The following is a 23,286-nucleotide window of genomic DNA, read 5'->3' on the forward strand; positions in this document are numbered from 1 at the left end:
TGTTTCAGCAGCCGTCTGTGTCGTTCAAACCTGGAACATCGCAAAAGCCTAAAGGATAAACATATAACCGAAAGGTACCGGACTGCTGCAACACAGTCAGCGGTATCCGGTAACGCATCACCGTGTCACCGGCAGGCATCCAATTTGCTCCTACTGCGGGTACGGCAAGCGGGTGGCCTACCACATACCATTTTCCGTCCTGATAATATTGCAGCCGATAGTTATTGCCGTCATAGTGCCAGGGCAGTTCGGCGTCCCCATGGATATTCACCATGATGTCTACGCGTGCGCCTGCACGTTCCGTTGGCGGGATATGTTCAAAGCCCAATACCGTCAGCGTGGCATTTTCATTTACAATATAGATATCCTCCCCCACCCATTCCTTTTCCACATCAGCGTCATACCAGATCGCAAAATAATGCTGGGCGTTGGCAGTTATAACGGTGAGCAATATGACAACGGACAGCGCCGCCAATGAGCGGAGCAAAGCTCTGATAATGGTTTTCATGCACATCACTTTCCCTGATTTTGAGGGCTTATCCCCAATTCCCCGGCCCCTGGGGAGGCATGGGCTGCTGGGGATAGACAGGCTGTACGGGCGGGTACATGAGCAGGGTCATGCCGGAGCGGTAGCGGGTGAGAATGATGGAGATAATCACCAGGGTGGCGGCGCCTACCAGGGAGCCAAGGCCCAGAATGGGCGTGGTAAAGAGATTGGCAAGGCCTGCCAGCACCATGCCTGCTGCCTCAATGTAATTCATCACAACCAGGAAATTGGGAATGCGGTTGTCCGGCACGCCTGTGGTGGCGGTAGCCTTGATGCGGTTGATAGTTTTAATCACGCAGACCTGGTAAATAACCGCCAGAGCCAAAACTGCCGCCAGGATGACAAACAGCACCAGCAGCACAGCGATACCTGCCTGAGCTATGCTGGCATCATAACCATAGACATCATTGGCAGCCTCTGCTACACCTGCAATCAAAAGTATCACCATGAACAGCACCAGTATGGCGGCAAAAATGCATATGCACACCAGCGAAATGATGGAGAGCACCTTGCAGATGGTAAGCCCTGCTGTAGAGACATTGCCGCTTTGGGTATCGCGGCAACTGGCGTAAGTAATCCACATGGCCACCGCAACGAGGATGGCGGGAACCGCGGAAAGCACCGCGCCTGCAACGGACATGCTGCTGGCGGCGTCTATAACCGGGTAGAACAGGCTGGGATCCAGGTCTAACTGCATGGCATAGTAGAACAAATCCCACATATTGTCACGCAGACCCAACTGACTGGCAATGGTCAGCACAGGCGCGATGGACAAAAGGATTGACACTACCAGGAACAGAGGTGAGGATCCAATGGTTTTTAAGGTGTTCACAGCCGGATTTGAGGACAATACAGGAGTATTGTAGGAACAGGGGCACACGCTCCCGTCCGGGATATTCCTGCCGCACTTAGGACAAATCATAGTTTTACCCTCCAGTTAAAATGGGATAAGGGAAAAAGCAAAATCCCTATGGATACATATTACAGGAAATCAGAGAAAAATGCAAATACTAATTGGGATCTTTTCAGGTAATTTCCGCCACTTTTCTTTTTTCATGGACTTTTCAGGCTAATTGTGGTATATTATGTTAAAGAATGCTTGAAACGGAGGAGGAATACCCATGCATTTGCACAAAAGGAAGGGGATGCGGCTCCTGGCGGCGCTTCTTGCCTGCTGCCTGTTTTTTTCCGCGCTGTCCATAAGGCCCGCCCTTGCCGCCGGATTTTTTTCCGACGTGCCCCCCACCGCCTGGTATGCCAAAGATGTGCTGGACCTGGTGGACAAGGGCATTATCCAGGGCACTGGGGCGAACCGATTTTCCCCCGGAGGGCGGCTGAGCCGGGGAGCCTTTGCCGCCATGCTGTGCAAAACCCTGCTTACCCCGGCGGAAATCAAGCAGTATGCTTTTAAGGGCAGCTTTAAGGACGTGCCACAGGGGCATTGGGCCAACCCCTATATCAACTGGGCTGTGGAAAGCGGCGTGGTGAAGGGCCGGGGTGACGGCACCTTTGGGCCGGACTCTCCGGTGAGCCGCCAGGACTTGGCGGTGATGGTGGCGAACTTTTCCAAGGCTACCGGCAGGAAAATGAACGCGGTGAACCCGGCCATGTCTTTTTCTGACGGCTGGAAAATCAGCTCCTATGCTGCCGCAAGTGTTTCTGCCTGCCAACGGGCCGGGATACTCAACGGCTATACTGACCGCACCTTCCGCCCCACCCAGACTGCCAACCGGGCGGAGGCTGCTTCCCTGTATGCCCGCTTTTTAAACAAGTGCAATACAGAACGGTATGAAATTGTGCAAAAGCGTGTCAACGGCGTGCCAGTACGGGCAGTGGTGTTTGACCCTCACAGCTTTTCTTCCAGCGTTATGCTGGCCCAGAACAAAATTACCGGGCGGGAAGGGCCTGGCTCCTTAGTGAGCCGTTCCGGAGCTGTTATCGCTGTAAACGCCGCCTTTTTCTATATGGACTCTTACATCCCCATCGGCACCATGATAAGCGGCGGGAAGGTATTGACAGTGGACAACTTGTTTGCCCCGGCAAAGTCTGCCTTTGTGATGGACTCCAGGGGAAACTGCTCCATAGAGAATTTTGCCACTCGCCACAGGGCTGTGCTGCACAGCGTCCAGGGAGAAGCCGTTTTGGAGAACGTGGGCTTTAACCAGAAGCCTATGGTGCCCCAGGACACCACCCGGGTGGTGTTTACCAAAGATTTCGGCACCAGCCTGACCTTTACCGCCCGGGACGCTGTGGTGGTAAGCTCCGGCGGGTTTATCACCCAGGTGCTGCACAACACAGATGTGAATATCCCTTCCGACGGCTATGTGCTTGCCCAGCGCAGCCGCCGGGCAAGTGCGGACGCTTTCTTTGACACAGCCCAGGTGGGCGACCGGGTTGATTTGCAGCGCAGCTATGAAGGCGCTTCCACCCAGGACATCAAGCTTTCCATTGGCTTAGGGCCGCGCATTGTGAAAAACGGCATGGTATATGGCAATGCTGACACTTACCGGGCCGAGGGCTTCAAAGATCCTGGCATTACCGTATACAACGCCAGGCGGGCCTGCATCGGCATTAAGCAGGACGGGAAAATTATGCTGCTTACCGCCAACACAAACCTGAGCAGCCTCTCGAAAATCATGGTGAGCCTGGGATGCCGGGACGCTGTGAACTGTGACGGCGGCGGCTCTACCAACCTGTTTGTGGACGGGCAGTGGCTGTATGGGCCGCAGGAGCGGAAGCTGAACCATATGCTGGTGTTTAAATAGAAAAAATTTTTGTATGCAGCAGCCCCCGGTACACAAAAACGTGCGCCGGGGGCTGCTGCTTTTACCTAATAAATAATTACTCCTGGGGACAGACAACAACTTTAATGGACTCGCTGCTCATCTGCTCTGCAATGGCTTCCGCCATTTTGCCCAAGGGGAAGCGGTGGGTGATGATGGGGGTGAAATCCAGCTTGCCCGCATTGAGAAGCTGGACGGCCCGGTGGTGGGTGTCGGGATTTACAAAAGAGCCTTTTACAGTCAGCTCCTTCTTGTACATATCAAACAGAGGAAGCTGGAAGGTGCCGTCCACCTTGGGGACGCTGAACAGGACAATAGTGGCACCCTTTTTGGCAAAGTCAAAGGCGCTCTGCACAGCGGGGGTATTGCCCACGCACTCGATAACCACGTTTGCTTCACAAGCCATGGACTCCTTAGCTTTGGGATCGGTGGGGTCGATGGCCAGGGTTGCGCCCAGCTTCAGGGCAGCCTCCCGGCGCTTCTGGTTAGGCTCGCTGACCACCAGCCTGGCAGCGCCGGAAAGCTTTGCAAGCTGGAGCATGATAAGCCCGATGGCCCCGCCTCCCACAATGCATACGGTATCTCCGGGCCGGATGCCAGCCAGGTCGATGCCGTGGAGGCAGCAGGCCACAGGCTCTGCCATAGCGCCCCATTCATAGGGCAAATCTTCTGACAGTTTAAAGGCTTGGCTTACGGGAACCACGCTGTATTGGGCAAAACCTCCGTCCCGGGTGACGCCGATGGCCTGCATGGTTTCACAAAGCTGCTTTTTGCCGTTCTGGCAGTATTCACAAGCCCCGCAGTAGATATTGGGGTCTACGGTGACGTGGTCGCCTGCTTTGAGGGCTGTGACGCCCTCCCCTGTTTCCACCACTTCGCCGGCATACTCGTGGCCCAGCACCACAGGGGGATTTACATCCGCGGAGCCAGGCTCGCCATGGTAGATATGCACGTCTGTGCCGCACACGCCGCAGGCCATGTTGCGGATAACTATTTCGCCAGGGCCTGCCTGGGGTATTTCCCGCTCTTGTACCTCAAAGGTCTTGTTTCCTAAAAAGGCCGCTGCTCTCATGTTTTTCCTCTCTTTCTCCCCTGCCAGCCTCCGAAAAGCGGCGCGCTTCATCAGCGCGCCGCCTGGAAGCAGGCAGGAAAAGCTCTGCTTCTTATTTCTTCATCATGCCGATTGCGTCGGAGATGGTTTTCTCATAGGCTTCCTTGCCGTATTTGTCTACGTCAGCCTTGTTCTTTTCCCCATGGGTCAGGCATCCGGCACCGCCGATGCATCCGCCCACACAGGCCATGCCCTCAATAAAGTTGCCGGGCAGGAGGCCCTTGGAGGCCTTCAGCAGGGCCACGCGGCAGGCTTCAATGCCGTCGCAGGGCACTGCTTTCAGATCAAACTCAATGTCCTGCTCCTTGAGGCCCTGGGCCACAGCATCGCTGAGGCCGCCGCTGCGGGCAAAGATGCGCCCATAGTAGGAGGCGTTGTCCAGCACGTCCTCCGGCAGGGATTTCAGGTCGATATCCCTGCTGTCGAACAGGGCCTGCAGCTCCTCAAAGGTGATGGTGGAGTCGATAATATCCTTAAGGCCCTCTTTCTGGAACTCCATCTTTTTGGCGGTGCAAGGCCCGATAAATACGATTTTCGCGGTGGGATCTGTCTCCTTGATGTACTGGGCGATAGTGGCTGCTGGGGACAGGTTGTGGGAAACGTGCTCTTTCATCTGGGGGAAAGCTTTCTCTACATAGTCCACAAAGGCGGGGCAGCAGGAGCTGGTGAGGAAGCCCTTTTCCGCAAGCTCCGCAGACTCGGCATAGGCTACCATATCGGCCCCCAAGGCCGCTTCCACAACGGTGAAGAAGCCCAGCTCCTTGATACCGGAAATCACCTGGCCCAGCTTGGCATAGGTGAACTGGCTGGAGATGGAGGGGGCGATAACCGCGTACAGCTTATACTTTTCGTTGTTCCCGCTCTCCTTTATCAGCTTCACCACGTCCAGGATAAAGGACTTATCCACAATGGCGCCGAAGGGGCACATGTATGCGCAGGCACCGCAGGAGATGCACTTGCTGTTGTCGATGGCAGCTTCTCCCCCCTCTGCCATGCTGATGGCCTTCACCTTGCAGGCCTTCTCGCAGGGGCGCTTTTCGTTTACAATGGCGCTGTAGGGGCAGACCTGGGCGCAGCGGCCGCAGTCTACGCACTTGCTTTTGTCAATGTGGGCCTTCTGGTGCTCATCAAAGCTGATGGCACCCCGGGGGCACACATCGGCGCAGCGATGGGCCAGGCATCCGCGGCAAGCGCTGCCTACGTTATAGCCGCTCTTGGAACACTCGTCGCAGGCAATGTCAATAACCTCAATGACGTTGGGGTTATCCTTATTGCCGCCCATAGCCAGGCGGATGCGCTCCTCTACAATGGCGCGCTCCTTATAGATGCAGCAGCGCATGGTGGGCTTATCCTTGACGATGAGTTTGGGGATTTCCGTGTAGGTGGCAAGCAGCCGGTCTTCAAAGGCGCACCGGGCCACCTCGCGCAGCACCTTATATTTGATGTACTGCACTTTCGTGTCAAATTTCCATTCCGCTTGTCCGGGAATTGGCATAGTCCCATTCTCCTTTCCGGCGATGCTGCACAAAACCGTTTCCGGCGGGCGGTTCGGCCCTGCGGTGCAGCCGCCACATGGGGCATTGTTTTTTCTTAGAAATAGCTTACTTTAATGCGCTTGCCCATAGCTTTCAGGCATTCGCTAAGCTCCTCCACCAGACGCATCTTGATGTTGAAGCTGATGGGCAGGTTGGGGTTCTGATGGGCGGGGTTTACGGCCCGGCCCACAAAGAAGTTGATATCCGTGGCTTCCTCAAAGAGCATACGGGCAATGAGGGACGCGCCGTCCCGCTTGTAGCCCCACTCTGTATAGGACTCGTTGTCCTGGAGGAAGTCCTTGGCGTAGTCTACCACCTTGCTGATAGTGATGACGCCTTCGGTGACCAGGTCCACGCCCTCGATTTTGGCTATGGGCGGGATTTCCGGATCCAGATAGTCCAAATCGGCTATCATGGGCTTCTTCAGGTATTCGGAGGTGATAGTGGAGGTGGTGCCGCCGCAGACAATGTGCTTGCCCTCCTTGGAATGGAACAGGGCCTGCATTTTGTTTACATCCTTACGGTCAGAGGGCGGGCCTATCATCAGGTTCACCTGCTGGCGGTTGCGTATTTTTACACAGGCCACAGTGGTGTCGTCTCCGGGATGGCCGCCGTAAAGGTGGTTGCACTCCTCCACCAGCAGGGTGCTGTAGGTTTTGGCCGTGTAGGAGGGGTCATACATCATTTCCAGAAACTTGATGATTTCCGGGCGCTGCCAGCCGAAGTTCAGGGACTGGCCCACGCCTGCGTGGATGGTGCCGTCACTCATGGTAAAGAGAAAATCGTTTTCCTGGAGCTTGATGCGGGAGCGGTAGATCATTTTCCCTTCAATCTCATTGCCGGTTTTGGGGATTTCCACAAATTTGCCGTCCCGCAGGAGGATCAGGAGGGGGTTATCATACTGGATGATCTCCGCTTCTTCATTGTCGATGATGTGGATGATGGTGAACGTGGAATAGGCCACCTGCCGCACCGCGCACACAGGCAGGGTGGCGGCAATGGTGGAGACGCAGTCCTCAATGGACATGTTCGCCGCCATCATGGTCGAGATAATCTTGGATGTGAGGGACGACAGGATGTTGGCCTTTACGCCGCTGCCCATGCCGTCTGCCAGCACCACTACAGTGGAGTTTTCGCCTTGCTCGACAATCTCCACCCGATCGCCGCAAAGCTGCTCGCCCCATTTATGGATGCTGGTATACCCGATGTCACTACATAAATTATTCATCTTTCAGGGAATCCTTTAACTTAGTGAGCGCGATTTTTGTCTCGGCAGTAGTTTCGCCCAGCAGAGAGGCGATTTCCTGCACCACGCGCATTTGCTTCTCAATGACGTTATCCGTCACTTCGATGGTGGAGTGGCTGATTTCTTCTTTGCGCTGGCGCTGGCGCTCCTCATCGGTAACGTCGCGCATAATGCACATAACAATGCGGTAGCCCTTGTCATAGATGACGCTCTGCTCTACATAGCGCTTGTATTCCGCCAGATAAACCTTCTCGTCCCGCACAGCCTGGCCGGTCTGCATGACATCCAGGAACACCTTGGGATCGAGAATGCGGATGACCTGATCCCCCAGCACATCGGAGGCATAGCGGATATTCATAATGTGGCAGGCGGCGGCATTGATCTGCTGCACCTCCAACTGCTCGTTTAAGACAATGATGCCGTTAGGCGTGTTGTTGATGATGGTATCGGAGAAGGACTCTGCCTTATCCTTTAAGAAGGGCAGGCACATGTTGATATTGGCCTTGCCCTGGTATACGGCGATAGCCTTTTCCCGGCAGGTGCTGTAGCCGCAAGCACCGCAGTTAAGTTCCTGTTCAGGATTGTTTTTGCCCATTTTGCGCAGGATTTCTTCAATGTCATTCTGGCCGGGCATATTGCGGTGCAGGCCAATAAACTTGTGATCCTTCACCAGCTCCTTCTCTTCCGGCTGGGGAATGGCGAAATCCTTCCGGCCCGCATAGCGGTCTACCTCTATGTAGTCGCTGACCGGGCGGCGCTGGGCATGCTCCATGGCGGGGCCGCCAATGCAGCTGCCGGCGCAGATGGACATCTCAATAAAGCACTTGCGGAGCCTGCCTTCTTTGATGTCGTTCAGGGCCTGGATGCAGTTGTCAATGCCGTCTACCACCAGATAGCTGTATTCCGGGGAATCCTGCTCCATAGTGCGCAGGATGCCGCCGCTGGTGGGGAACAGGCGGGCGCGGCTTTCGTCCAAGTTATCCTCGCCCTTTTCGACGGTGACGCCCTCCTGCTTGAGCCACTCGCTCAGCTCTTCAAAGGTGAGCACGCAGTCTACATCCCCTGGATATGCTTCGGCCTCGGCCTTTTTGGAGATGCAGGGGCCGATGAACACTGTGGACGCGCCGGGGTTTGCAGCCTTGATTTTCCGGCAGTGGGCCTGCATGGGAGACACCACTGTGGCAAGATAGGGCAGCACCTCGGGATGGTATTTCTCGATTAAAAGGTTTACAGAGTGGCAGCAGGAGGAGATGATCACGTCCTGGCGGGCGTCTTTGACCATTTTCTCATACTGCTTCTTCACAATGGACGCGCCCTCGGCTGTCTCCTCGGCAGAGGCAAAGCCCAGCTTTTTCAGGGCTGCTTCCATGGTGGCGATGGTGGCGCCGGAATAGTTTGCCACAAAGGAAGGGGCAACGCTTGCAATCACCGGGCCTTTCTTCATCAGCTCCAGGGCCTTCACCACGTCTCCCCGCACCTCTTTGGCGTTCTGGGGGCAGACCACGAAGCACTGCCCGCAGAGGATGCACTCGTCTGAGACGATGTGCGCCTGGTCGGAGGAGAACTTGATAGACTTTACCGGACAGTGCCGAATGCATTTATAGCAGTTGACACAGTTGGATTTTTTCAGTTTCAAATATTCAGCCATGTAAATCGCCATGCGATACTGGATTTGCACAAAAAGGAAAAACAACTGCTTTTTGCGCCCGGTATCGTTCCTTTCTTCCGTATTTTTTCCCAAGGACATGACGGTAGGGGAAACTCCACCCATGGTGAACACGGATGGAGCGCCCTATCAAAAGTTCCTTTTTATTGTACTTTTGCAAGGATTTCCTTATCGAAGAAATCCTTGGTAGTCTCGGGAGAGAGAGAATACAGCTTGTCATCCAGGGTGACGTTGACGCCGTTTACACAGTTGCCCATGCAGAAGGTGCCGCCCAGCTCCACTTTGTCCTCCAGGTGGTTCTCTTTTACCAGATACTGAAGCTGCTCCACGATCTGGCGGGAACCTTTCAGATGGCAGGAACTGCCAATGCAAATTGTACATTTCATAGTGAATCTTCCTTTCTCAGCTATAAAGCTGAATTGCTATGGCAAGAGATTGCCTTTTCAATTTATGGGGATAAAGCCTGCCAGAAGCGGCAGGCTCTCTCCCCTCTGCTTTGTTCTCAAAGTAAGACGCTCTGCGGGAGCAGGCCGGGCGCGCGATGGCTTACGTAAGCACGACACGAAGCGACGCGGCGAAAATGACCGCAAGCCAGCGAACGCAGTGAGCGTTCCCGCGTCTCAGATCCAACGTTACGTTGGTTATTCGTATTCCACCACGTTTACCCAGTGCATAAGGAATTCCTTTTCCTCTTCCTTGCCCTTTACGGACTGGGAGGCAGCTACGATGGGCAGCCACTTCTGCACATACTGCTTAGCGGTATCGCTCTTCTTGCAGAAGAGATCCAGGTATAGCTCGGCGCCTTCAATGTCGCCGCCCAGCCAGAACAGCAGATAAGTACGGGCTGCGTCGGCGCTGGCATTGCCCTGGGTGGCGTGCGCCCAGTCCAGGATGGCGTAGCTGCCGTCAGGCTTAATCACCACGTTGGAGGGGTTGAAGTCGCCATGGCACAGCTTGTTGTGCTTGGGCATGCCATGAAGGCGGGCATCCAGCTCGTAACGGGTGGTGGCGTCCAGGCCGGTCTGGGAAATCTTGCGCTTCATCTTGTCCTTGAGCTTGTTCAGCATGGCAGGAGCGGGAGTCGCGTGCATTTCCAACTGGATATCCACCAGGCGCTCCATATACTGGGCATAGTTCTCATGATCCTCTGTCATCAGGCGGGCCAGGGTTTTGCCCTCGATAAAATCGGTTACAATAGCCCACTTGCCGTCTACCATGGTGACAGCCTCCACGCCAGGGATGGAGAGGCCAGTCTCCTCTACCCGGGCGATGTTCAGAGCTTCGTTCAAAATGTCGGCCTTGGAATAGCCCTCGTCGAATACCTTGACAACGTGATCCCCATCACGGTAAATAGTCTTGGAGGTGCGGACAGCGATTACCTTTTCCAGTTTCATATGATATGCTCATCTTCCTTTCTTGATTTGTGGGAAGCGCCCTCCCTCCGGCAGGGCTTTCCGCCCTGCCCGGATGAAGTTCGCAAAAGGGAAGGGATTGGCCCTCTCTTATTTACCATAATAGCACTTGAGGTAGATATCCTTAATCTCGCTCATCAGCGGATAACGGGGGTTGGCGCCTGTACACTGGTCGTTAAAGGCGTTCTCCACCATCTCGTCCAGGGTATCCAGGAAGTATTTCTCGTCTACGCCGTAATCCTTAATGGTCTTTTTGATGCCGATTTTCTCCTTCAGATCCTCCAGGGCCGCGATGAAGTTCTCGAAGATTTCGTCATCGTTCTTGCCCTTGATACCCGCGAACTTGGCGGCTTCCACATAGCGCTCCTTGGCGTGGGGATACTGGTACTGGGAGAAGGTGCCCATCTTGGTGGGAACGTCAGCGGAGTTGTAGCGGATAACGTCTGTGAGGATAACAGCGTTTGCTACGCCATGGGGCAGGTGGTGGTAAGCGCCCAGCTTGTGAGCCATGGAATGGTTCACGCCCAGGAAGGCGTTTGCAAAGGCCATGCCAGCCATGCAGGAGGCTTCTGCCATCTTCTCGCGGGCAATGGGATCGTTTGCACCGTTCTCGTAAGCGGAGGGCAGGTATTCAAATACAGTCTTGATGGCCTGCAGGGCCAGGCCGTCGGTGAAGGGAGTGGCCATAATGGATACATATGCCTCGATGGCGTGGGTCATCACGTCAATGCCGGAAGCGCTGGTGAGGCCTCTGGGGGCATTCATCATGTTGTCCACGTCCACAATTGCCATGTTGGGCAGCAGCTCATAGTCGGCAATAGGCCACTTGGTGCCAGTCTTTTCGTCTGTGATAATAGCGAAGGGGGTTACCTCGGAGCCTGTGCCAGCAGAGGTGGGGATAGCTACGAACATGGCCTTCTCGCCCATTTTGGGGAACTTATAGATGCGCTTGCGGATATCCATGAAGTCCATGGACATGGAAGCAAAGTCAGCATCCGGATGCTCATAGAGCACCCACATGATTTTGGCTGCGTCCATGGCGGAACCGCCGCCCAGGGCGATGATCACGTCAGGCTCGAAGGAGCGGATCTGCTGGACACCCTCCAGGGCATTTGCCAGGGTAGGATCGGGCTGTACGTTCCAGAAGCAGGAATACTGGATGTTCATCTCGTCCAGCTTGTCGGTGATGGGCTTGGTGTAGCCGTTTTGATACAGGAAGGTATCGGTGACGATGAAAGCCTTCTTCTTGCCATATTCGGTCTTCAGCTCGTCCAGAGCCAGGGGCATGCAGCCCTTCTTGAAATATACCTTCTCAGGCACACGGAACCACAGCATATTCTCTCTCCTCTCGGCAACTGTCTTTACGTTGATAAGGTGCTTGACGCCTACGTTCTCAGAGACGGAGTTGCCGCCCCAGGAGCCGCAGCCCAGCGTGAGGGAGGGAGCCAGCTTGAAGTTATAGAGGTCGCCAATACCGCCCTGGGAGGAGGGGGTGTTCACTAAGATACGGCAGGTCTTCATAGCAGCCTGGTGCTTTGCCATCTTTTCCTTTTCGGAAATGTGGATGTACAGAGAGGATGTGTGGCCGTAGCCGCCGTCTGCCACAAGCTGCTCAGCCTTAGCAACAGCGTCGTCAAAGTCTGTGGCCTTGTACATGGCAAGAACCGGGGACAGCTTCTCATGGGCAAACTCCTCGGAGATGTCCACGCTCTCCACCTCGCCGATGATGATTTTGGTGGACTCGGGCACTTCCACGCCTGCCAGGGCGGCAATGGTGTGGGCCTTCTGGCCTACGATTTTTGCGTTCAGGGCGCCGTTGATGATGATGGTCTTGCGAACCTTCTCGGTTTCGGATTTATTGAGGAAATAGCAGCCGCGCTTCTGGAACTCGTCTTTCACCTGCTTATAAACCTTGTCCAGCACAATAACAGACTGCTCGGAGGCGCAGATCATGCCGTTGTCAAAGGTTTTGGAGTGGATGATGGAGTTTACAGCCAGGATAACGTCGGCGGTGTCGTCGATGATAGCAGGGGTGTTGCCCGCGCCCACGCCCAAAGCGGGGGTGCCGGAGGAGTAAGCGGCGTTGACCATGCCGGGGCCGCCTGTTGCCAGGATGATGTCGGCCTCCGCCATGACCTTGTTGGTCAGCTCCAGGGAGGGCACGTCAATCCAGCCGAAGAGGCCTTCCGGGGCGCCTGCCTTGATGGCGGCGTCCAGCACAACCTTTGCAGCCTCGATGGTGCATTTCTTTGCCCGGGGATGGGGGCTGATGATGATGCCGTTGCGGGTCTTTAAAGCCAGCAGGGTTTTGAAGATGGCGGTGGAAGTGGGGTTTGTGGTGGGGATAACCGCCGCGATGACGCCGATAGGCTCGGCAATCTTCTTCGTGCCGAAAGCCGGGTCTTCCTCAATGACGCCGCAGGTTTTGGTGTTCTTGTACGTATTGTAGATATACTCGGCGGCATAGTGGTTTTTGATAACCTTGTCTTCCACCACGCCCATGCCGGTTTCTTCCACAGCCATGCGGGCCAGCGGGATACGCTGGAAGTTTGCTGCCATGGCGGCGGCACGGAAGATCTCGTCTACCTGCTCCTGGGTGTAGGAGGCATAGATCTTCTGTGCCTCGCGCACCCGCTGGAGCATTCTCTCGAATGTTTCCGTGTTTTCCACAATTTCATACGCTGTCTTTGTTTCCATGAAATCACTCATCCTTTGCTGTTTATTTTGTGCTGAATCTTTCTTTTAAGTGATTGGAAAGTATGGCAAGGGACACGGCCATATTTTCATTTTGGACCAAGACCCCTTCAGGGACGCTGAGATGGACGTTCGAGAAATTCCACACTGCCAGGATGCCGCTGCCGGTGAGCCTGTCGCACACTTCCTGGGCAGATTCCCCCGGCACTGTGATGATGCCGATGCGCACCTTCATGCGCCTGCACAGGTTCGGCAGCTTCTCCATGGGCAGTATCTTCTTCCCCCCCTCCTCCAGGCCTTCCGGCGGATCGATGTCAAAGCCCGCCAGGATGTTCAGTCCGTACTGAGGGAAAACGTCATAGGACAGGAGCGCCCTGCCAAGCTTGCCGGCCCCTACCAGGATGGCGTCTTGGGTGTTGTCATAGCCAAGGAAGTGTTCCAGCTCTCCTATAAGCTTTGCGCGGACATATCCCACCTTGGGCCTGCCCGAGCTGCTGACAGCAGCCAGATCCTTGCGCACCACCACATCGTTGAGGCCCAGCGCCTCTGCTACGGCTGTTGCCGAAATGTACCGCCCGGCTTCCTCCGGCAGGCTTTGCAGGTAATGCAGGTATGCAGGCAGCCGCAAGAGGGTTTGCTTTGATACACTCCGGCCCGGCATTTTTTCACCCCTTTCCTAACTTTGATAATATTTTAACACAATCTCCATGGAAAGTAAATTGTCAGCTATGATATATCAATATTAAGAGAACGATTGAATTTGTACAATTTGCCATTCCACACAAGGGCTATGGCTTTCTATAGCTACATGGCCCATATTTAGAAGCAGGGCATTCCACTTTTTTGGCAATTTTTGAATCATTTCGCTCTTATTTTAACCTATTTTTTCTCTGAAAGCAAGGCCCAATTTACAAAAAGAGAGGGAGGTTTTTCCAGCGCGCCGGAAAAGCTTCCCTCTCTTTCGGTAAAATCACCAAGTTCACCTGAGCTGCTTCTGCAAAAGTGCCAAAGAGCAAAGCCCTTCCCTTGCCCAGCGGCATCCGCCGCACACCTGTTTGAAGCCATCCGCGGTTACGTTTTGCAGGAGGCTGCGTGTCTCCTCCCAGCTTGCCTCCTGGCCGGGGGCCAGCCCCAGCACCTGGAACGCCGCCGCATCCCGGGCCAGCACGTCCTCTGTGCCGTGGGTGCAGCCTCCGTCCGGCAGAAGGTTCGGGCAGGCGGCGCAGACAGAATCCTGGCGGGAGGCAAGGCAGAAGCTTTCCCCCTCTTCCAATTCCCGGATAACTGCCGCCATATTTTCCACAAACTCCTGGCTGTAGCCATGCCCGGCAAACAGCGCCATGCAGAACAGGTGGTGCCCTCGTATCTCCCTCATAAGGAATCCACCAGATGGGCGCGCTTCAGGCTCATGAGAACTGCCAGGGCGGCAAGACAGGCTAGGGCTACGGAGATTACATCTTTGATTAAGTAGGGCACAGAGACAGCTGCAGTTGCCTGCAGGGGTGTGGAGCCGGTGAGCAGCGCAAACTGGGCCACGCCGCACACATGGCATATCAGCAGCCCTGCTGTTCCCAGGGCAATTGCTATCAGGCGGTTGCCCTGCCTTGCCCCCAGCCCGCAGAGAAAAGCCATCCCCAGGAAGCCCCACAAAAAGCCTCCTGCCATGCCCATAAAGGCCCCCAGCCCGCCGCTGAATCCGGCGAATACCGGAAGGCCCACAGCGCCCATCGCCAGATAGACCACAACGGAGAGCGTGCCCAGCCCGGGGCCAAGTATGTAGCCGCACAGGGCTACCGCAAAGGTTTGCAGGGTGACGGGCACCCCGGTGGGCAGAGGGATGGAGATTTGGGACAGAACCGCCAGCAGCGCGGCGCACATCCCTGTCATTACAATTTTCTGGTTCCTGCTTTTAAACACGATTTTCATGTTCTTCCTCCCTTTTTTTCTATACAGATTTTTCCCTGCGCAGGCGCTGGAGGAAATCCCGTTTGATATTCACTTCCCCTGCGCCAAAGACTTTCTTGCTGCCGTCTGGCAGCCTGACAAGCAGCCGCGCCTCTTCATCCACGCCCAGCACAGTGCCTTCCCGCTGGAATTCTCCCTCCATGAAGGTGATGTCCATTCCAGTGAGCAGGGAGCGGGAGCGGTATTCTTCCATAAAGGTGCGCCGGGGCAGGGCCTGGTAGTAAGCAAAAAAGCGGTTGAGAATGGCGGCGGCCAATTTGGGCCGGGATCCGGCAGGGGCCTTTCCTGCAAACAGCGCCCCCGCCACCTGAGCCACCTCCCCAGGGAAGCCGCCCTCCGGCTCGGTAAGGTTTACCCCCATGCCCAGCACCGCATAATGCAGGCCGCTGTTTTCAAAGTCTACGGAGGCTTCCGTCAGGATGCCGCAGACCTTCCTGCCATGGAAATATACGTCGTTCACCCATTTGATCATGGCCCTCTCCCCTGTCACATCGTCAATGGCACGGGCTACCGCCACTGCCGCAGCCGTTGTGATAGAGAGGGCCTCCTCAGCGGAAAAGCGGGGCCGCAGCAGGACGCTCATATACAGCCCGCCGCCCTGGGGGGAATAGAAGGATCGGCCCAGCCTGCCCTTGCCCATGGTCTGCCTTTGGGCGATAACCACCATGCCTTCCCGGCCCCCCAGCTCCGCCAGCTCCTTCAGGACGGTGTTGGTGGAGGTTACGCTTTCCCGCACGTCAATTGCCGCTATGGAGGCCTGGGGTTCCAACTGCCGCCGGATGTTTCCGGCGCTGAGCACGTCGCTTTCTGACAAAAGCCGATACCCTTGGTTCGTTACGGCGGATATTTCATATCCTGCCTCCCGCAGATGTTTCACAGCCTTCCACACTGTGTTCCGGGTTACGCCCAGCTTTTGGGCCATATGCTCCCCGGAAACCGGGCCTCTGGCCTCCTGCAAAAGCTCCAGCACCTTATCGGCAGCGTCCATGAGGGCCGCCCCCTTTCTCAAAAAAATATCCGGATAATCTTCATTTTATACAATATTGCCGGCAACTATACAGTACCATACCAGGGCCTAAATTGTCAACATAGCGAAAGGAAGACAAGGTGACAATCCTTTTGCCACGTACAGCCTGCGAGCCAAGTGGAAACGCGGACAAATTTTTCCTGTTTCTCCTTCCCCTTTTTACTTCCCCGCGCGTTGCGGTTTTTCCTGATCCGTGGTATACTTATAAGCATTACGAATTCGGGAAAGGGGAACTTTATGCGCAAGCTGACCGCCGGCATCCTGGCCCATGTGGACGCGGGAAAAACCACTTTATCAGAAGCCATGCTCTATTTAGGCGGCGCTTTGCGCAGCCTGGGCCGGGTTGATCATGCTGACGCCTTTCTGGACACCCATGAGCTGGAGCGGGAGCGGGGCATCACCATTTTTTCCAAGCAGGCAGTGCTGCCCTTGCAGGACGTGGAAATCACCTTGCTGGACACTCCCGGCCATGTGGACTTCTCTGCCGAGGCAGAGCGCACCTTGCAGGTGCTGGACTGCGCCATCCTGGTTATCTCTGCGCCGGACGGCCTCCAGGGCCACACCCTGACCTTGTGGCGGCTTTTGGAAAAGCACCATATCCCGGTTTTCCTCTTCCTCAACAAGATGGATCAGCCTGTTGACCGGGAAGCGCTGCTGGCCCGGCTGAAAGGCTCTCTTTCCGACGCTGTCACAGACTTTTCCGCCTTTGGGCAGGAGGGTTTCTGGGAGGAAGCCGCCCTGGGGGACGAGGCGGCCCTGGGGGAATATCTGGAGACGGGCGCCCTTTCTGATGGCACCCTCCAGAGGCTGGTGGAATCCCGCCGGTGCTTTCCCTGCTATTTCGGCGCGGCCCTGAAAACCCAGGGGGTGCGGGAGCTTCTCGCAGGCCTTGCCCGCTTTGCCCCCCGCCCCCAATGGGGAGAGGCATTTTCCGCCCGGGTGTTTAAAATTTCCCGGGACAGCCAAGGCACACGGCTGACCCACATAAAGGTGACGGGAGGAGAGCTGCCAGTAAAATCTACCCTGCCCCTGCCGGGGGGAGAAGAAAAAATCGACCAGATCCGCATTTATTCCGGGGCAAAATTTACAGCGGTGGACAAGGCCGGCCCGGGGACTGTGTGTGCCGCTGTGGGACTTTCCACCACCTGCCCAGGGCAGTCCCTGGGAAAAGAGGGGGCCTGGGCGGCCCCTGTGCTGGAGCCAGCCCTCACCTACCAGCTTTTGCTGCCGGAGGGCACGCAGCCCCATGCCGTACTGCCAAAGCTGCGGCAGCTTGAGGAGGAGGATCCCCAGCTTCACCTGGAGTGGAACGAGGCTTTGGGGGAAATCCACCTGCGGCTGATGGGAAGGGTGCAGGCGGAAATCTTAAAGCGGGTGATTCATGACCGCTTTGGCCTTGAGGTGGATTTCGGCCCAGGGCACGTGGTGTACCGGGAAACTATCAAAGGCCCGGTGGAGGGCGTGGGGCACTTTGAGCCTTTGCGCCACTATGCGGAGGTGCATCTGCTGCTGGAGCCGCTGCCCTTAGGCAGCGGGCTGGTGTTTGCCTCGTCCTGCTCTGAGGATCGTTTAGACAGGAACTGGCAGCGGCTGGTGCTGACCCATCTGGGAGAAAAGACTTACAAGGGCGTGCTGACCGGCTCTGCCATTACGGACATGAAAATTACCCTGGTGGCGGGCAGGGCACACGAAAAGCACACAGAGGGCGGGGACTTCCGCCAAGCCACCTACCGGGCTGTGCGCCATGGGCTGATGAAGGCGGAAAGCGTGCTGCTGGAGCCGTGGTACGCATTGCGGATGGAACTGCCTGAGGGAAGCCTTGGGCGGGCGCTGACAGACATCCAGCGCATGGGCGGGGAAAGCGATCCGCCGGAGACAGCAGGCGGCGAGGCCCTCCTTTCCGCCCGGGTGCCTGTGGCAGCTTTTGGAGACTATGCCTTGGAGTTTGCCGCCTACACTAAGGGACATGGCAGGCTTTCCTGCACTGTAAACGGTTATCTGCCCTGCGGGGAGCAGGAAAAAATTGTAGCGGAAACGGGATACGATCCGGAAGGGGATTTGGAGGATCCCCCTGGTTCTGTATTCTGCGCCCATGGGGCTGGCTTCCAGGTGCCCTGGCATGAGGTGGAGCGCCATATGCACCTGCCCCCTCTTGACCTGCCAGCCCCTGCTTCGGAAGAGCCTTCCCAGCCTGCCCCTGCTCTCAGGCAGCGACCCTCCCCTGCTAAAGGGCTTGCCCTGGACAATGAATTACAGGCCATTTTTGAAAAGACCTATGGCGCTGTAAAGCCCCGGGCCTTTCAGCCGCCTCCCAAGCCAGCCCGGGACGCTTCCCGGGGAAAGATAACTGTGCCTGTCCCGGAAGCAGGGCCGGAGTATCTGCTGGTGGACGGCTACAACATAATTTTTGCCTGGAAGGATTTAAATGAGGCGGCAAAGGAAAACCTGGACGCTGCCCGCTACCTTCTAATGGACATTTTAAGCAATTACCAGGGCTTCCGGCAGAACCGGGTAATTCTGGCTTTTGATGCCTACAAGGTGCCGGGAGGATCTGGCTCGGTGTCGCAGTATCACAACATCCACGTGGTTTACACAAAAGAGGCGGAAACAGCCGATGCTTACATTGAAAAAGCCAGCTATAAGCTTTCCCTGGAAGGCCAGCGGGTGCGGGTGGCCACCGCCGATTTTGCAGAGCAGCTTATTATCCTGGGCCATGGCGCGCTGCGGGTTTCCGCCCAGGAGCTGCGGGAAGAGGTGGAGCGTACCCAGGGGGAAATTGCCCGGATTATCGCGGACAGCCGGACAGCTTCCCGGGGCGGAGCCATGCGGGCGGCCTTTGAAAAGGCCCGCAACTGAACACTGATAGCGGACAAAAAAGCGCTCCCTCTCTCCCATCTGGCGGGAAAAGGAGCGCTTTTTGCTTGGGCTTTGAGTGGCTTGAAAGCAAAGACCTTGGGCTTTGCCCAAACCCACCGCCCTTTGTAAAGGGCGGCCCTAAACTTTACTATGCATAGAGTGTGTTTACCCAAAGATTAAAAGCATTTTGAATGATGATGGCTATTTTAAAACCACCTTGTGGAAAACCTTCTTGCCTTTTTTGATGATAAGCCCCTCCGGCCCAAAATCTGCGGCTGCAAAGCTTTTCCCAAAGTCTGTCACCTTCTCGTCATTTACGGAAACGCCGCCCTGCTGCACCAGACGGCGGCCTTCGCCCTTGGAGGGAATCAGCCCGGCCTTTAACAGCAGGTCTAAAATGCCAATCTGCCCGTCAGCCAAATCTTCTTCAGTCAGCTCTGTGGTGGGCATATTGGCAGTGCTCGCCCCGCCGCCAAACAGCGCCCGGGCGCCCTCCTGGGCCTTCTGGGCTTCATCTTCCCCATGCACCATCTTGGTCAGCTCAAAGGCCAGGATTTCCTTTGCCTGGTTCAACTGGCTGCCCTCCCAGCCGCTCATCTCGTCAAGCTGCTCCAAAGGCAGGAAGGTGAGCATACGCAGGCACTTAAACACGTCCGCGTCGTCCACGTTGCGCCAGTACTGATAGAAATCAAAGGGGGAGGTCTTGTTCGGATCCAGCCAGACGGCATTGCCCGCTGTCTTGCCCATCTTCTTGCCCTGGGAGTCTGTCAGCAGGGTGATGGTCATGCAGTGGGCATCTTTTCCAAGCTTCCGGCGGATAAGCTCCGTGCCCCCCAGCATATTGCTCCACTGATCGTCCCCGCCAAACTGCATGTTGCAGCCATAGTGCTGGAACATGTGGTAGAAGTCATAGGACTGCATAATCATGTAGTTAAACTCTAAAAAGGACAGGCCCTTTTCCATGCGCTGCTTATAGCACTCGGCCCGCAGCATGTTGTTGACAGAGAAGCAGTGGCCCACCTCCCGCAGCAGTTCCACATAGTTGAGGCTCAGCAGCCAGTCGGCATTATTGAGCATCATGGCCTTGCCGGGGCCTTCCCCAAACTCAATGAAGCTTTCCATCTGGCGCTTGAAAACAGAGGCGTTATAGTCGATATCTTCCTTTGTCAGCACCTTGCGCATGTCTGTACGGCCGGAGGGGTCGCCAATCATGGTGGTGCCGCCGCCAATCAGGGCAATAGGCTTGTTCCCTGCCATTTGCAGGCGCTTCATGAGGGTAAGGGCCATAAAGTGGCCTGCTGTGAGGCTGTCGGCTGTGCAGTCAAAACCAATATAAAAGGTGGCCTTGCCCGCGTTTACCATCTCCCGGATTTCCTCCTCATTTGTCACCTGGGCAATCAGCCCCCGGGCTTGCAGTTCTTCATAGATACCCATTTTCTTCATCCTTTCGCATTTATAATAGTCTTTTCATAGTAAACAATGGTCATGCCGGGCTGTATTTGTGTTGTCTGGCCCGTCCTGCGGTAGCCAAGCTTCTCGTACAGGTGGCAAAGCTTGGGTTCTTCCTGAATCGTGTCCAACTCCCACAGGCCGGCCTGGGGATAAAGCTTTTCAGCCAACAGCATGGCCTGCTGGGCATATCCCCTCCCCTGGTATTCGGGCAGGATATAGATAGGCGATACCCTACACCTTGCACCCCTGTCCACAATCCGTATAGCGCCTATGGCTTCTTTGTCCCGCAGGATAAAGAAATAGCAGGAGCCTTCTGCCCGCATCCGCCACAGGATTTTCTCCACAGGCTCCGCCGCCGGATTTGTGGCGTAATCTTGGTATTTTTCCAGCAGGTCCCGGAAAGCCCGCACCTGCATGGCATGGATGGTTTTGGCATCTTCTATGCCGGCTTTCTGTAAAGTTATCAAGCCTTACACACCTCCTTTGGGAAACAAAAAAGCCCTCCGCACGGGGATTCCCGTCCAGAGGGCGATTAAACATAACCGCGGTACCACCTCAGTTTACCGCAGCCTTCCAGCCTGCGGCCTCTTTAGGCACTATCATGCCCTTGCAGTGTAACGCCTGCTAAACGGCTCCCCCTACTGCATGTTCAGGGAAGCGGCTCGGGAAGGTATTTTCAGCCGCTGCCATGCACCTGCTTCCACCAGCCGCAGGCTCTCTTTGCCATATAAAGCAGCGCTTACTTCAGGCAACACCGCACAATTCCCTGCTTCCGCCATATATCACTTAGAATTATACGGTATTGCCTTTATTCCGTCATTGCCATTGTTCGTAATTATACACGGAGGTTTTACAAATGTCAAGACCTTTGCAGCATTTCCTCCGCCATTTTCAGTTGTAATTCCGTCACAGCGTCCCCGGAAATAATCCGGGCCACCTCCTGCTTGCGGCCCTCAAAATCCAACTGTTCTACCTTTGTAAAGGTTCTGCCCTTTTCTGTGTGCTTGCTGATAAACAGATGGTTATCCGCCATGGCGGCAATCTGGGCCAGATGGGTGATACACAGCACCTGCCGGTTATGGGAAACCTGCTTCAGCTTCTCCCCCACCCGGTTTGCCGCCACGCCGCTGATGCCTGTGTCCACCTCGTCAAAAATCAGGGTGTCAATTTTATCCATGCCGGAAAGCACCGTTTTCACCGCCAGCATAATCCGGGAAAGCTCGCCTCCGGAAGCAATTTTCGACAAAGGCTTTGCCGGCTCTCCCTTGTTGGCAGAAACCAGGAACCGCAGCTTGTCGCACCCCCCTGTGTGCAGGGGCACCCGCTCTATCTCCGTTACAAACTCAATGCCCGGCATATTCAAAAAGGCCAGCTCCTTTTTTACAGCCGCCGTAAACTTCCCAGAAGCACCCTGGCGTTTCTGGGAGAGCTCCTTTGCCAAAGCGATGGCCCGCTTCTTTTCCTCCTCATATTCTGCTTCCAGCTTCTCCCGCTCCTCGTCGGAAAACTCTATGGCGTGAAGCCTTTCCTGGCAATCTGCCAGATACTGGAGGATTTTCTCCTCCCCGCCGCCATACTTCAGCCCCAGCCGGTACAGCAAATCCAAACGCTCCTCTATAGCGTCCAGGGCAGAGGGGTCAAACTCCACTGCAAGGCTGTGCAGGGCTGCGTCCGCATCCTCTAAAAGATAGCTTGCTTCCCGCAGCTTCTGGGCCGCTTCCTGCGCCTCCGGCAAGAAAGACGCCGCCTTTTCCATTTCAGCCGCTGCCTGGGCCAAATCGGACAACACGCCTCCCCTGTCCTCGTCCCCGCTTAAAAGGGCTTTGGAAAGCTCCACAGAGGCGGCGATTTTCTCGCTGTTGCGGATAGCCTCCCGCTCCTGGGCAAGGCGCTCCTGCTCCCCAGGCCGGATATCCGCAGCTTCAATTTCGTCAATCTGATAGCGCAGCAAGTCAAGCTGCCGGGCTTTTTCCCCTTCGTCGGTGTTAAAGTCCTCCAGCTTCCCCTGAAGCTGCCGCAGCCTGCGGTAGCTTGCCTGATACCTGCCCCGCAGATCTTCCACCCGGGCAAAGCTGTCAATATAGTCCATGTGAACCTCTGGGGAAAGCAGTTCATAGCTTTCGTGCTGCCCGTGGATGCTGATAAGCCGGGGGGCTATTCTCTTGAGCATGGAGACAGTGGCAGGGGCGCCGTTAAGCTTGCAGGTGGATTTTCCAGAGAGCCGGATGTCCCGCTGGATGAGCAGGGAGCCGTCCTCCTCTTCCGGGACAGAAAGCTCTCCCAAAGCTGCCAGCACATCTGGCTCCAGCCCGGTAAAGAGGGCGGAAACAGAGGCGGCCTGGGTGCCTGTGCGCACCAGCTCCCTGGAGGTGCGCTCCCCCAATACAGCGTGTATAGCGTCGATGATAATGGACTTGCCCGCACCGGTTTCACCGGTAAGCACTGTGAAGCCCCGTTCCAAATCAATGGAAGCCCGCTCTATCACCGCGATATTGTTGATAAAAAGCTGCGCAAGCATATTTCGTCACCTGTTCATCAGTTTTGTAAATTCTTCCTGGGTTTCCTGGGCGGCAGCCTCGCTGCGGCACACAATGAAGATGGTGTCCTCTCCGGCCAAAGTGCCCAGAAAGCCCTGCCAGTGCATAGCGTCCATGGAGGCGCACACTGCCTGGGCCATGCCGTTCATGCATTTTACCACCACCATGTTCATGGCGGACTCTACAGAGAGTACAGAGTCGGCAAAAAGGGAGTAGAATTTCGAGGACATGTCATTGGAAGCCTCTCCGCCCACAGAATACTTGTATTTCCCGGTGTGGGAAAGGGCCTTCACCAGCCGCAGCTCTTTAATGTCCCGGGAGACAGTGGCCTGGGTCACGTCAAAGCCCCCTTCCCGCAGGTAGCGCAGCAGCTCGTCCTGGGTTTCAATGTCGTACTCCTTGATTAGCTCTAAAATCTTGGCATGGCGTCGGGTTTTCATGGCTGATCCTTTCTG

At 55.8% G+C, this 23,286-nt stretch carries 19 protein-coding genes and 1 other annotated feature; of the genes, 2 read left to right on the forward strand and 17 right to left on the reverse strand.

Features of this window, described 5'->3' with window-relative positions; genetic code table 11:
• Positions 1-4: 4 nt before the first annotated feature.
• Both VSQ30_RS08500 and VSQ30_RS08505 read right to left on the reverse strand, forming a co-directional pair.
• Positions 5-508 carry a hypothetical protein gene (locus tag VSQ30_RS08500; RefSeq protein WP_160641310.1) on the reverse strand — a complete coding sequence of 168 codons (504 nt, stop codon included), beginning with the start codon at positions 506-508 and terminating at the stop codon, positions 5-7.
• Between the two features lie 28 nt (positions 509-536).
• Positions 537-1,469, reverse strand: coding sequence for a hypothetical protein (locus VSQ30_RS08505; protein WP_334463387.1), 933 nt, complete (start codon positions 1,467-1,469; stop codon positions 537-539).
• Between the two features lie 199 nt (positions 1,470-1,668).
• Here VSQ30_RS08505 and VSQ30_RS08510 point away from each other — a divergent pair, with 199 nt between their 5' ends.
• Positions 1,669-3,312: an S-layer homology domain-containing protein gene (locus VSQ30_RS08510; protein WP_334463389.1), complete on the forward strand. Its 1,644-nt coding sequence runs from the start codon at positions 1,669-1,671 to the stop codon at positions 3,310-3,312.
• 76 nt (positions 3,313-3,388) lie between these two features.
• Here VSQ30_RS08510 and VSQ30_RS08515 read toward each other — a convergent pair whose 3' ends face one another.
• The 11 genes from VSQ30_RS08515 to VSQ30_RS08565 form a co-directional block, all read right to left on the reverse strand.
• Positions 3,389-4,453, reverse strand: a complete 1,065-nt coding sequence (locus tag VSQ30_RS08515; RefSeq protein ID WP_334463391.1) for a zinc-dependent alcohol dehydrogenase family protein — start codon at positions 4,451-4,453, stop codon at positions 3,389-3,391.
• Positions 4,454-4,493: 40 nt separating this feature from the next.
• Positions 4,494-5,936, reverse strand: a complete 1,443-nt coding sequence (locus VSQ30_RS08520) for a 4Fe-4S dicluster domain-containing protein (protein ID WP_160641306.1) — start codon at positions 5,934-5,936, stop codon at positions 4,494-4,496.
• 95 nt (positions 5,937-6,031) lie between these two features.
• Positions 6,032-7,204 carry a SpoIIE family protein phosphatase gene (locus VSQ30_RS08525; protein WP_160641305.1) on the reverse strand — a complete coding sequence of 391 codons (1,173 nt, stop codon included), beginning with the start codon at positions 7,202-7,204 and terminating at the stop codon, positions 6,032-6,034.
• Positions 7,197-8,870 carry a [Fe-Fe] hydrogenase large subunit C-terminal domain-containing protein gene (locus tag VSQ30_RS08530; RefSeq protein ID WP_334463395.1) on the reverse strand — a complete coding sequence of 558 codons (1,674 nt, stop codon included), beginning with the start codon at positions 8,868-8,870 and terminating at the stop codon, positions 7,197-7,199. The genes VSQ30_RS08525 and VSQ30_RS08530 overlap by 8 nt, the downstream gene beginning before the upstream one ends.
• Before the next feature lie 161 nt (positions 8,871-9,031).
• Entirely contained in the window at positions 9,032-9,274 is a 243-nt protein-coding gene (locus VSQ30_RS08535; protein ID WP_160641303.1) for a (2Fe-2S) ferredoxin domain-containing protein, read from the reverse strand.
• Between the two features lie 255 nt (positions 9,275-9,529).
• Positions 9,530-10,282: a phosphotransferase family protein gene (locus VSQ30_RS08540; protein WP_334463399.1), complete on the reverse strand. Its 753-nt coding sequence runs from the start codon at positions 10,280-10,282 to the stop codon at positions 9,530-9,532.
• Positions 10,283-10,390: 108 nt separating this feature from the next.
• Positions 10,391-12,997 carry a bifunctional acetaldehyde-CoA/alcohol dehydrogenase gene (gene adhE, locus VSQ30_RS08545; RefSeq protein WP_160641301.1) on the reverse strand — a complete coding sequence of 869 codons (2,607 nt, stop codon included), beginning with the start codon at positions 12,995-12,997 and terminating at the stop codon, positions 10,391-10,393.
• Positions 12,998-13,019: 22 nt separating this feature from the next.
• Positions 13,020-13,655 carry a redox-sensing transcriptional repressor Rex gene (locus VSQ30_RS08550; RefSeq protein WP_334463404.1) on the reverse strand — a complete coding sequence of 212 codons (636 nt, stop codon included), beginning with the start codon at positions 13,653-13,655 and terminating at the stop codon, positions 13,020-13,022.
• Positions 13,656-13,973: 318 nt separating this feature from the next.
• A complete protein-coding gene (locus tag VSQ30_RS08555; protein ID WP_334463405.1) occupies positions 13,974-14,369 on the reverse strand; it encodes a DUF1284 domain-containing protein in 396 nt (131 codons plus the stop codon).
• Positions 14,366-14,920: a biotin transporter BioY gene (locus VSQ30_RS08560; RefSeq protein WP_334463407.1), complete on the reverse strand. Its 555-nt coding sequence runs from the start codon at positions 14,918-14,920 to the stop codon at positions 14,366-14,368. Before VSQ30_RS08560 ends, VSQ30_RS08555 begins: the two co-directional genes overlap by 4 nt.
• Positions 14,921-14,939: 19 nt before the next feature.
• Entirely contained in the window at positions 14,940-15,947 is a 1,008-nt protein-coding gene (locus tag VSQ30_RS08565) for a biotin--[acetyl-CoA-carboxylase] ligase (protein WP_334463410.1), read from the reverse strand.
• 276 nt (positions 15,948-16,223) lie between these two features.
• Here VSQ30_RS08565 and VSQ30_RS08570 point away from each other — a divergent pair, with 276 nt between their 5' ends.
• A complete protein-coding gene (locus VSQ30_RS08570; protein ID WP_334463413.1) occupies positions 16,224-18,842 on the forward strand; it encodes an NYN domain-containing protein in 2,619 nt (872 codons plus the stop codon).
• 201 nt (positions 18,843-19,043) lie between these two features.
• Here the strand turns inward: VSQ30_RS08570 and tyrS are convergent, their stop codons facing one another.
• The 4 genes from tyrS to argR form a co-directional block, all read right to left on the reverse strand.
• On the reverse strand, positions 19,044-20,276 hold the full coding sequence (gene tyrS, locus VSQ30_RS08575) for a tyrosine--tRNA ligase (RefSeq protein ID WP_334463415.1): 1,233 nt from the start codon (positions 20,274-20,276) through the stop codon (positions 19,044-19,046).
• A 5-nt stretch (positions 20,277-20,281) separates the two neighbouring features.
• Positions 20,282-20,761, reverse strand: a complete 480-nt coding sequence (locus VSQ30_RS08580) for a GNAT family N-acetyltransferase (RefSeq protein ID WP_334463417.1) — start codon at positions 20,759-20,761, stop codon at positions 20,282-20,284.
• Between the two features lie 54 nt (positions 20,762-20,815).
• Positions 20,816-21,058: a binding site (T-box leader), on the reverse strand.
• Between the two features lie 95 nt (positions 21,059-21,153).
• On the reverse strand, positions 21,154-22,812 hold the full coding sequence (gene recN / locus VSQ30_RS08585) for a DNA repair protein RecN (RefSeq protein WP_334463419.1): 1,659 nt from the start codon (positions 22,810-22,812) through the stop codon (positions 21,154-21,156).
• A 6-nt stretch (positions 22,813-22,818) separates the two neighbouring features.
• Entirely contained in the window at positions 22,819-23,271 is a 453-nt protein-coding gene (argR, locus tag VSQ30_RS08590) for an arginine repressor (RefSeq protein WP_160641293.1), read from the reverse strand.
• Between the last annotated feature and the right edge of the window lie 15 nt (positions 23,272-23,286).

Source organism: Acutalibacter sp. JLR.KK004 (assembly GCF_036941085.1).
Taxonomy (GTDB): Bacteria; Bacillota; Clostridia; order Oscillospirales; family Acutalibacteraceae; genus Acutalibacter.

Coding starts and splice junctions, on each gene's coding strand:
- VSQ30_RS08500 (WP_160641310.1), bottom strand. CDS start 508: ATGAAAACCATTATCAGAGCTTTGCTCCGCTCATTGGCGGCGCTGTCC.
- VSQ30_RS08505 (WP_334463387.1), bottom strand. CDS start 1,469: ATGATTTGTCCTAAGTGCGGCAGGAATATCCCGGACGGGAGCGTGTGC.
- VSQ30_RS08510 (WP_334463389.1), top strand. CDS start 1,669: ATGCATTTGCACAAAAGGAAGGGGATGCGGCTCCTGGCGGCGCTTCTT.
- VSQ30_RS08515 (WP_334463391.1), bottom strand. CDS start 4,453: ATGAAGCGCGCCGCTTTTCGGAGGCTGGCAGGGGAGAAAGAGAGGAAA.
- VSQ30_RS08520 (WP_160641306.1), bottom strand. CDS start 5,936: ATGCCAATTCCCGGACAAGCGGAATGGAAATTTGACACGAAAGTGCAG.
- VSQ30_RS08525 (WP_160641305.1), bottom strand. CDS start 7,204: ATGAATAATTTATGTAGTGACATCGGGTATACCAGCATCCATAAATGG.
- VSQ30_RS08530 (WP_334463395.1), bottom strand. CDS start 8,870: ATGGCTGAATATTTGAAACTGAAAAAATCCAACTGTGTCAACTGCTAT.
- VSQ30_RS08535 (WP_160641303.1), bottom strand. CDS start 9,274: ATGAAATGTACAATTTGCATTGGCAGTTCCTGCCATCTGAAAGGTTCC.
- VSQ30_RS08540 (WP_334463399.1), bottom strand. CDS start 10,282: ATGAAACTGGAAAAGGTAATCGCTGTCCGCACCTCCAAGACTATTTAC.
- adhE (WP_160641301.1), bottom strand. CDS start 12,997: ATGGAAACAAAGACAGCGTATGAAATTGTGGAAAACACGGAAACATTC.
- VSQ30_RS08550 (WP_334463404.1), bottom strand. CDS start 13,655: ATGCCGGGCCGGAGTGTATCAAAGCAAACCCTCTTGCGGCTGCCTGCA.
- VSQ30_RS08555 (WP_334463405.1), bottom strand. CDS start 14,369: ATGAGGGAGATACGAGGGCACCACCTGTTCTGCATGGCGCTGTTTGCC.
- VSQ30_RS08560 (WP_334463407.1), bottom strand. CDS start 14,920: ATGAAAATCGTGTTTAAAAGCAGGAACCAGAAAATTGTAATGACAGGG.
- VSQ30_RS08565 (WP_334463410.1), bottom strand. CDS start 15,947: ATGGACGCTGCCGATAAGGTGCTGGAGCTTTTGCAGGAGGCCAGAGGC.
- VSQ30_RS08570 (WP_334463413.1), top strand. CDS start 16,224: ATGCGCAAGCTGACCGCCGGCATCCTGGCCCATGTGGACGCGGGAAAA.
- tyrS (WP_334463415.1), bottom strand. CDS start 20,276: ATGGGTATCTATGAAGAACTGCAAGCCCGGGGGCTGATTGCCCAGGTG.
- recN (WP_334463419.1), bottom strand. CDS start 22,812: ATGCTTGCGCAGCTTTTTATCAACAATATCGCGGTGATAGAGCGGGCT.
- argR (WP_160641293.1), bottom strand. CDS start 23,271: ATGAAAACCCGACGCCATGCCAAGATTTTAGAGCTAATCAAGGAGTAC.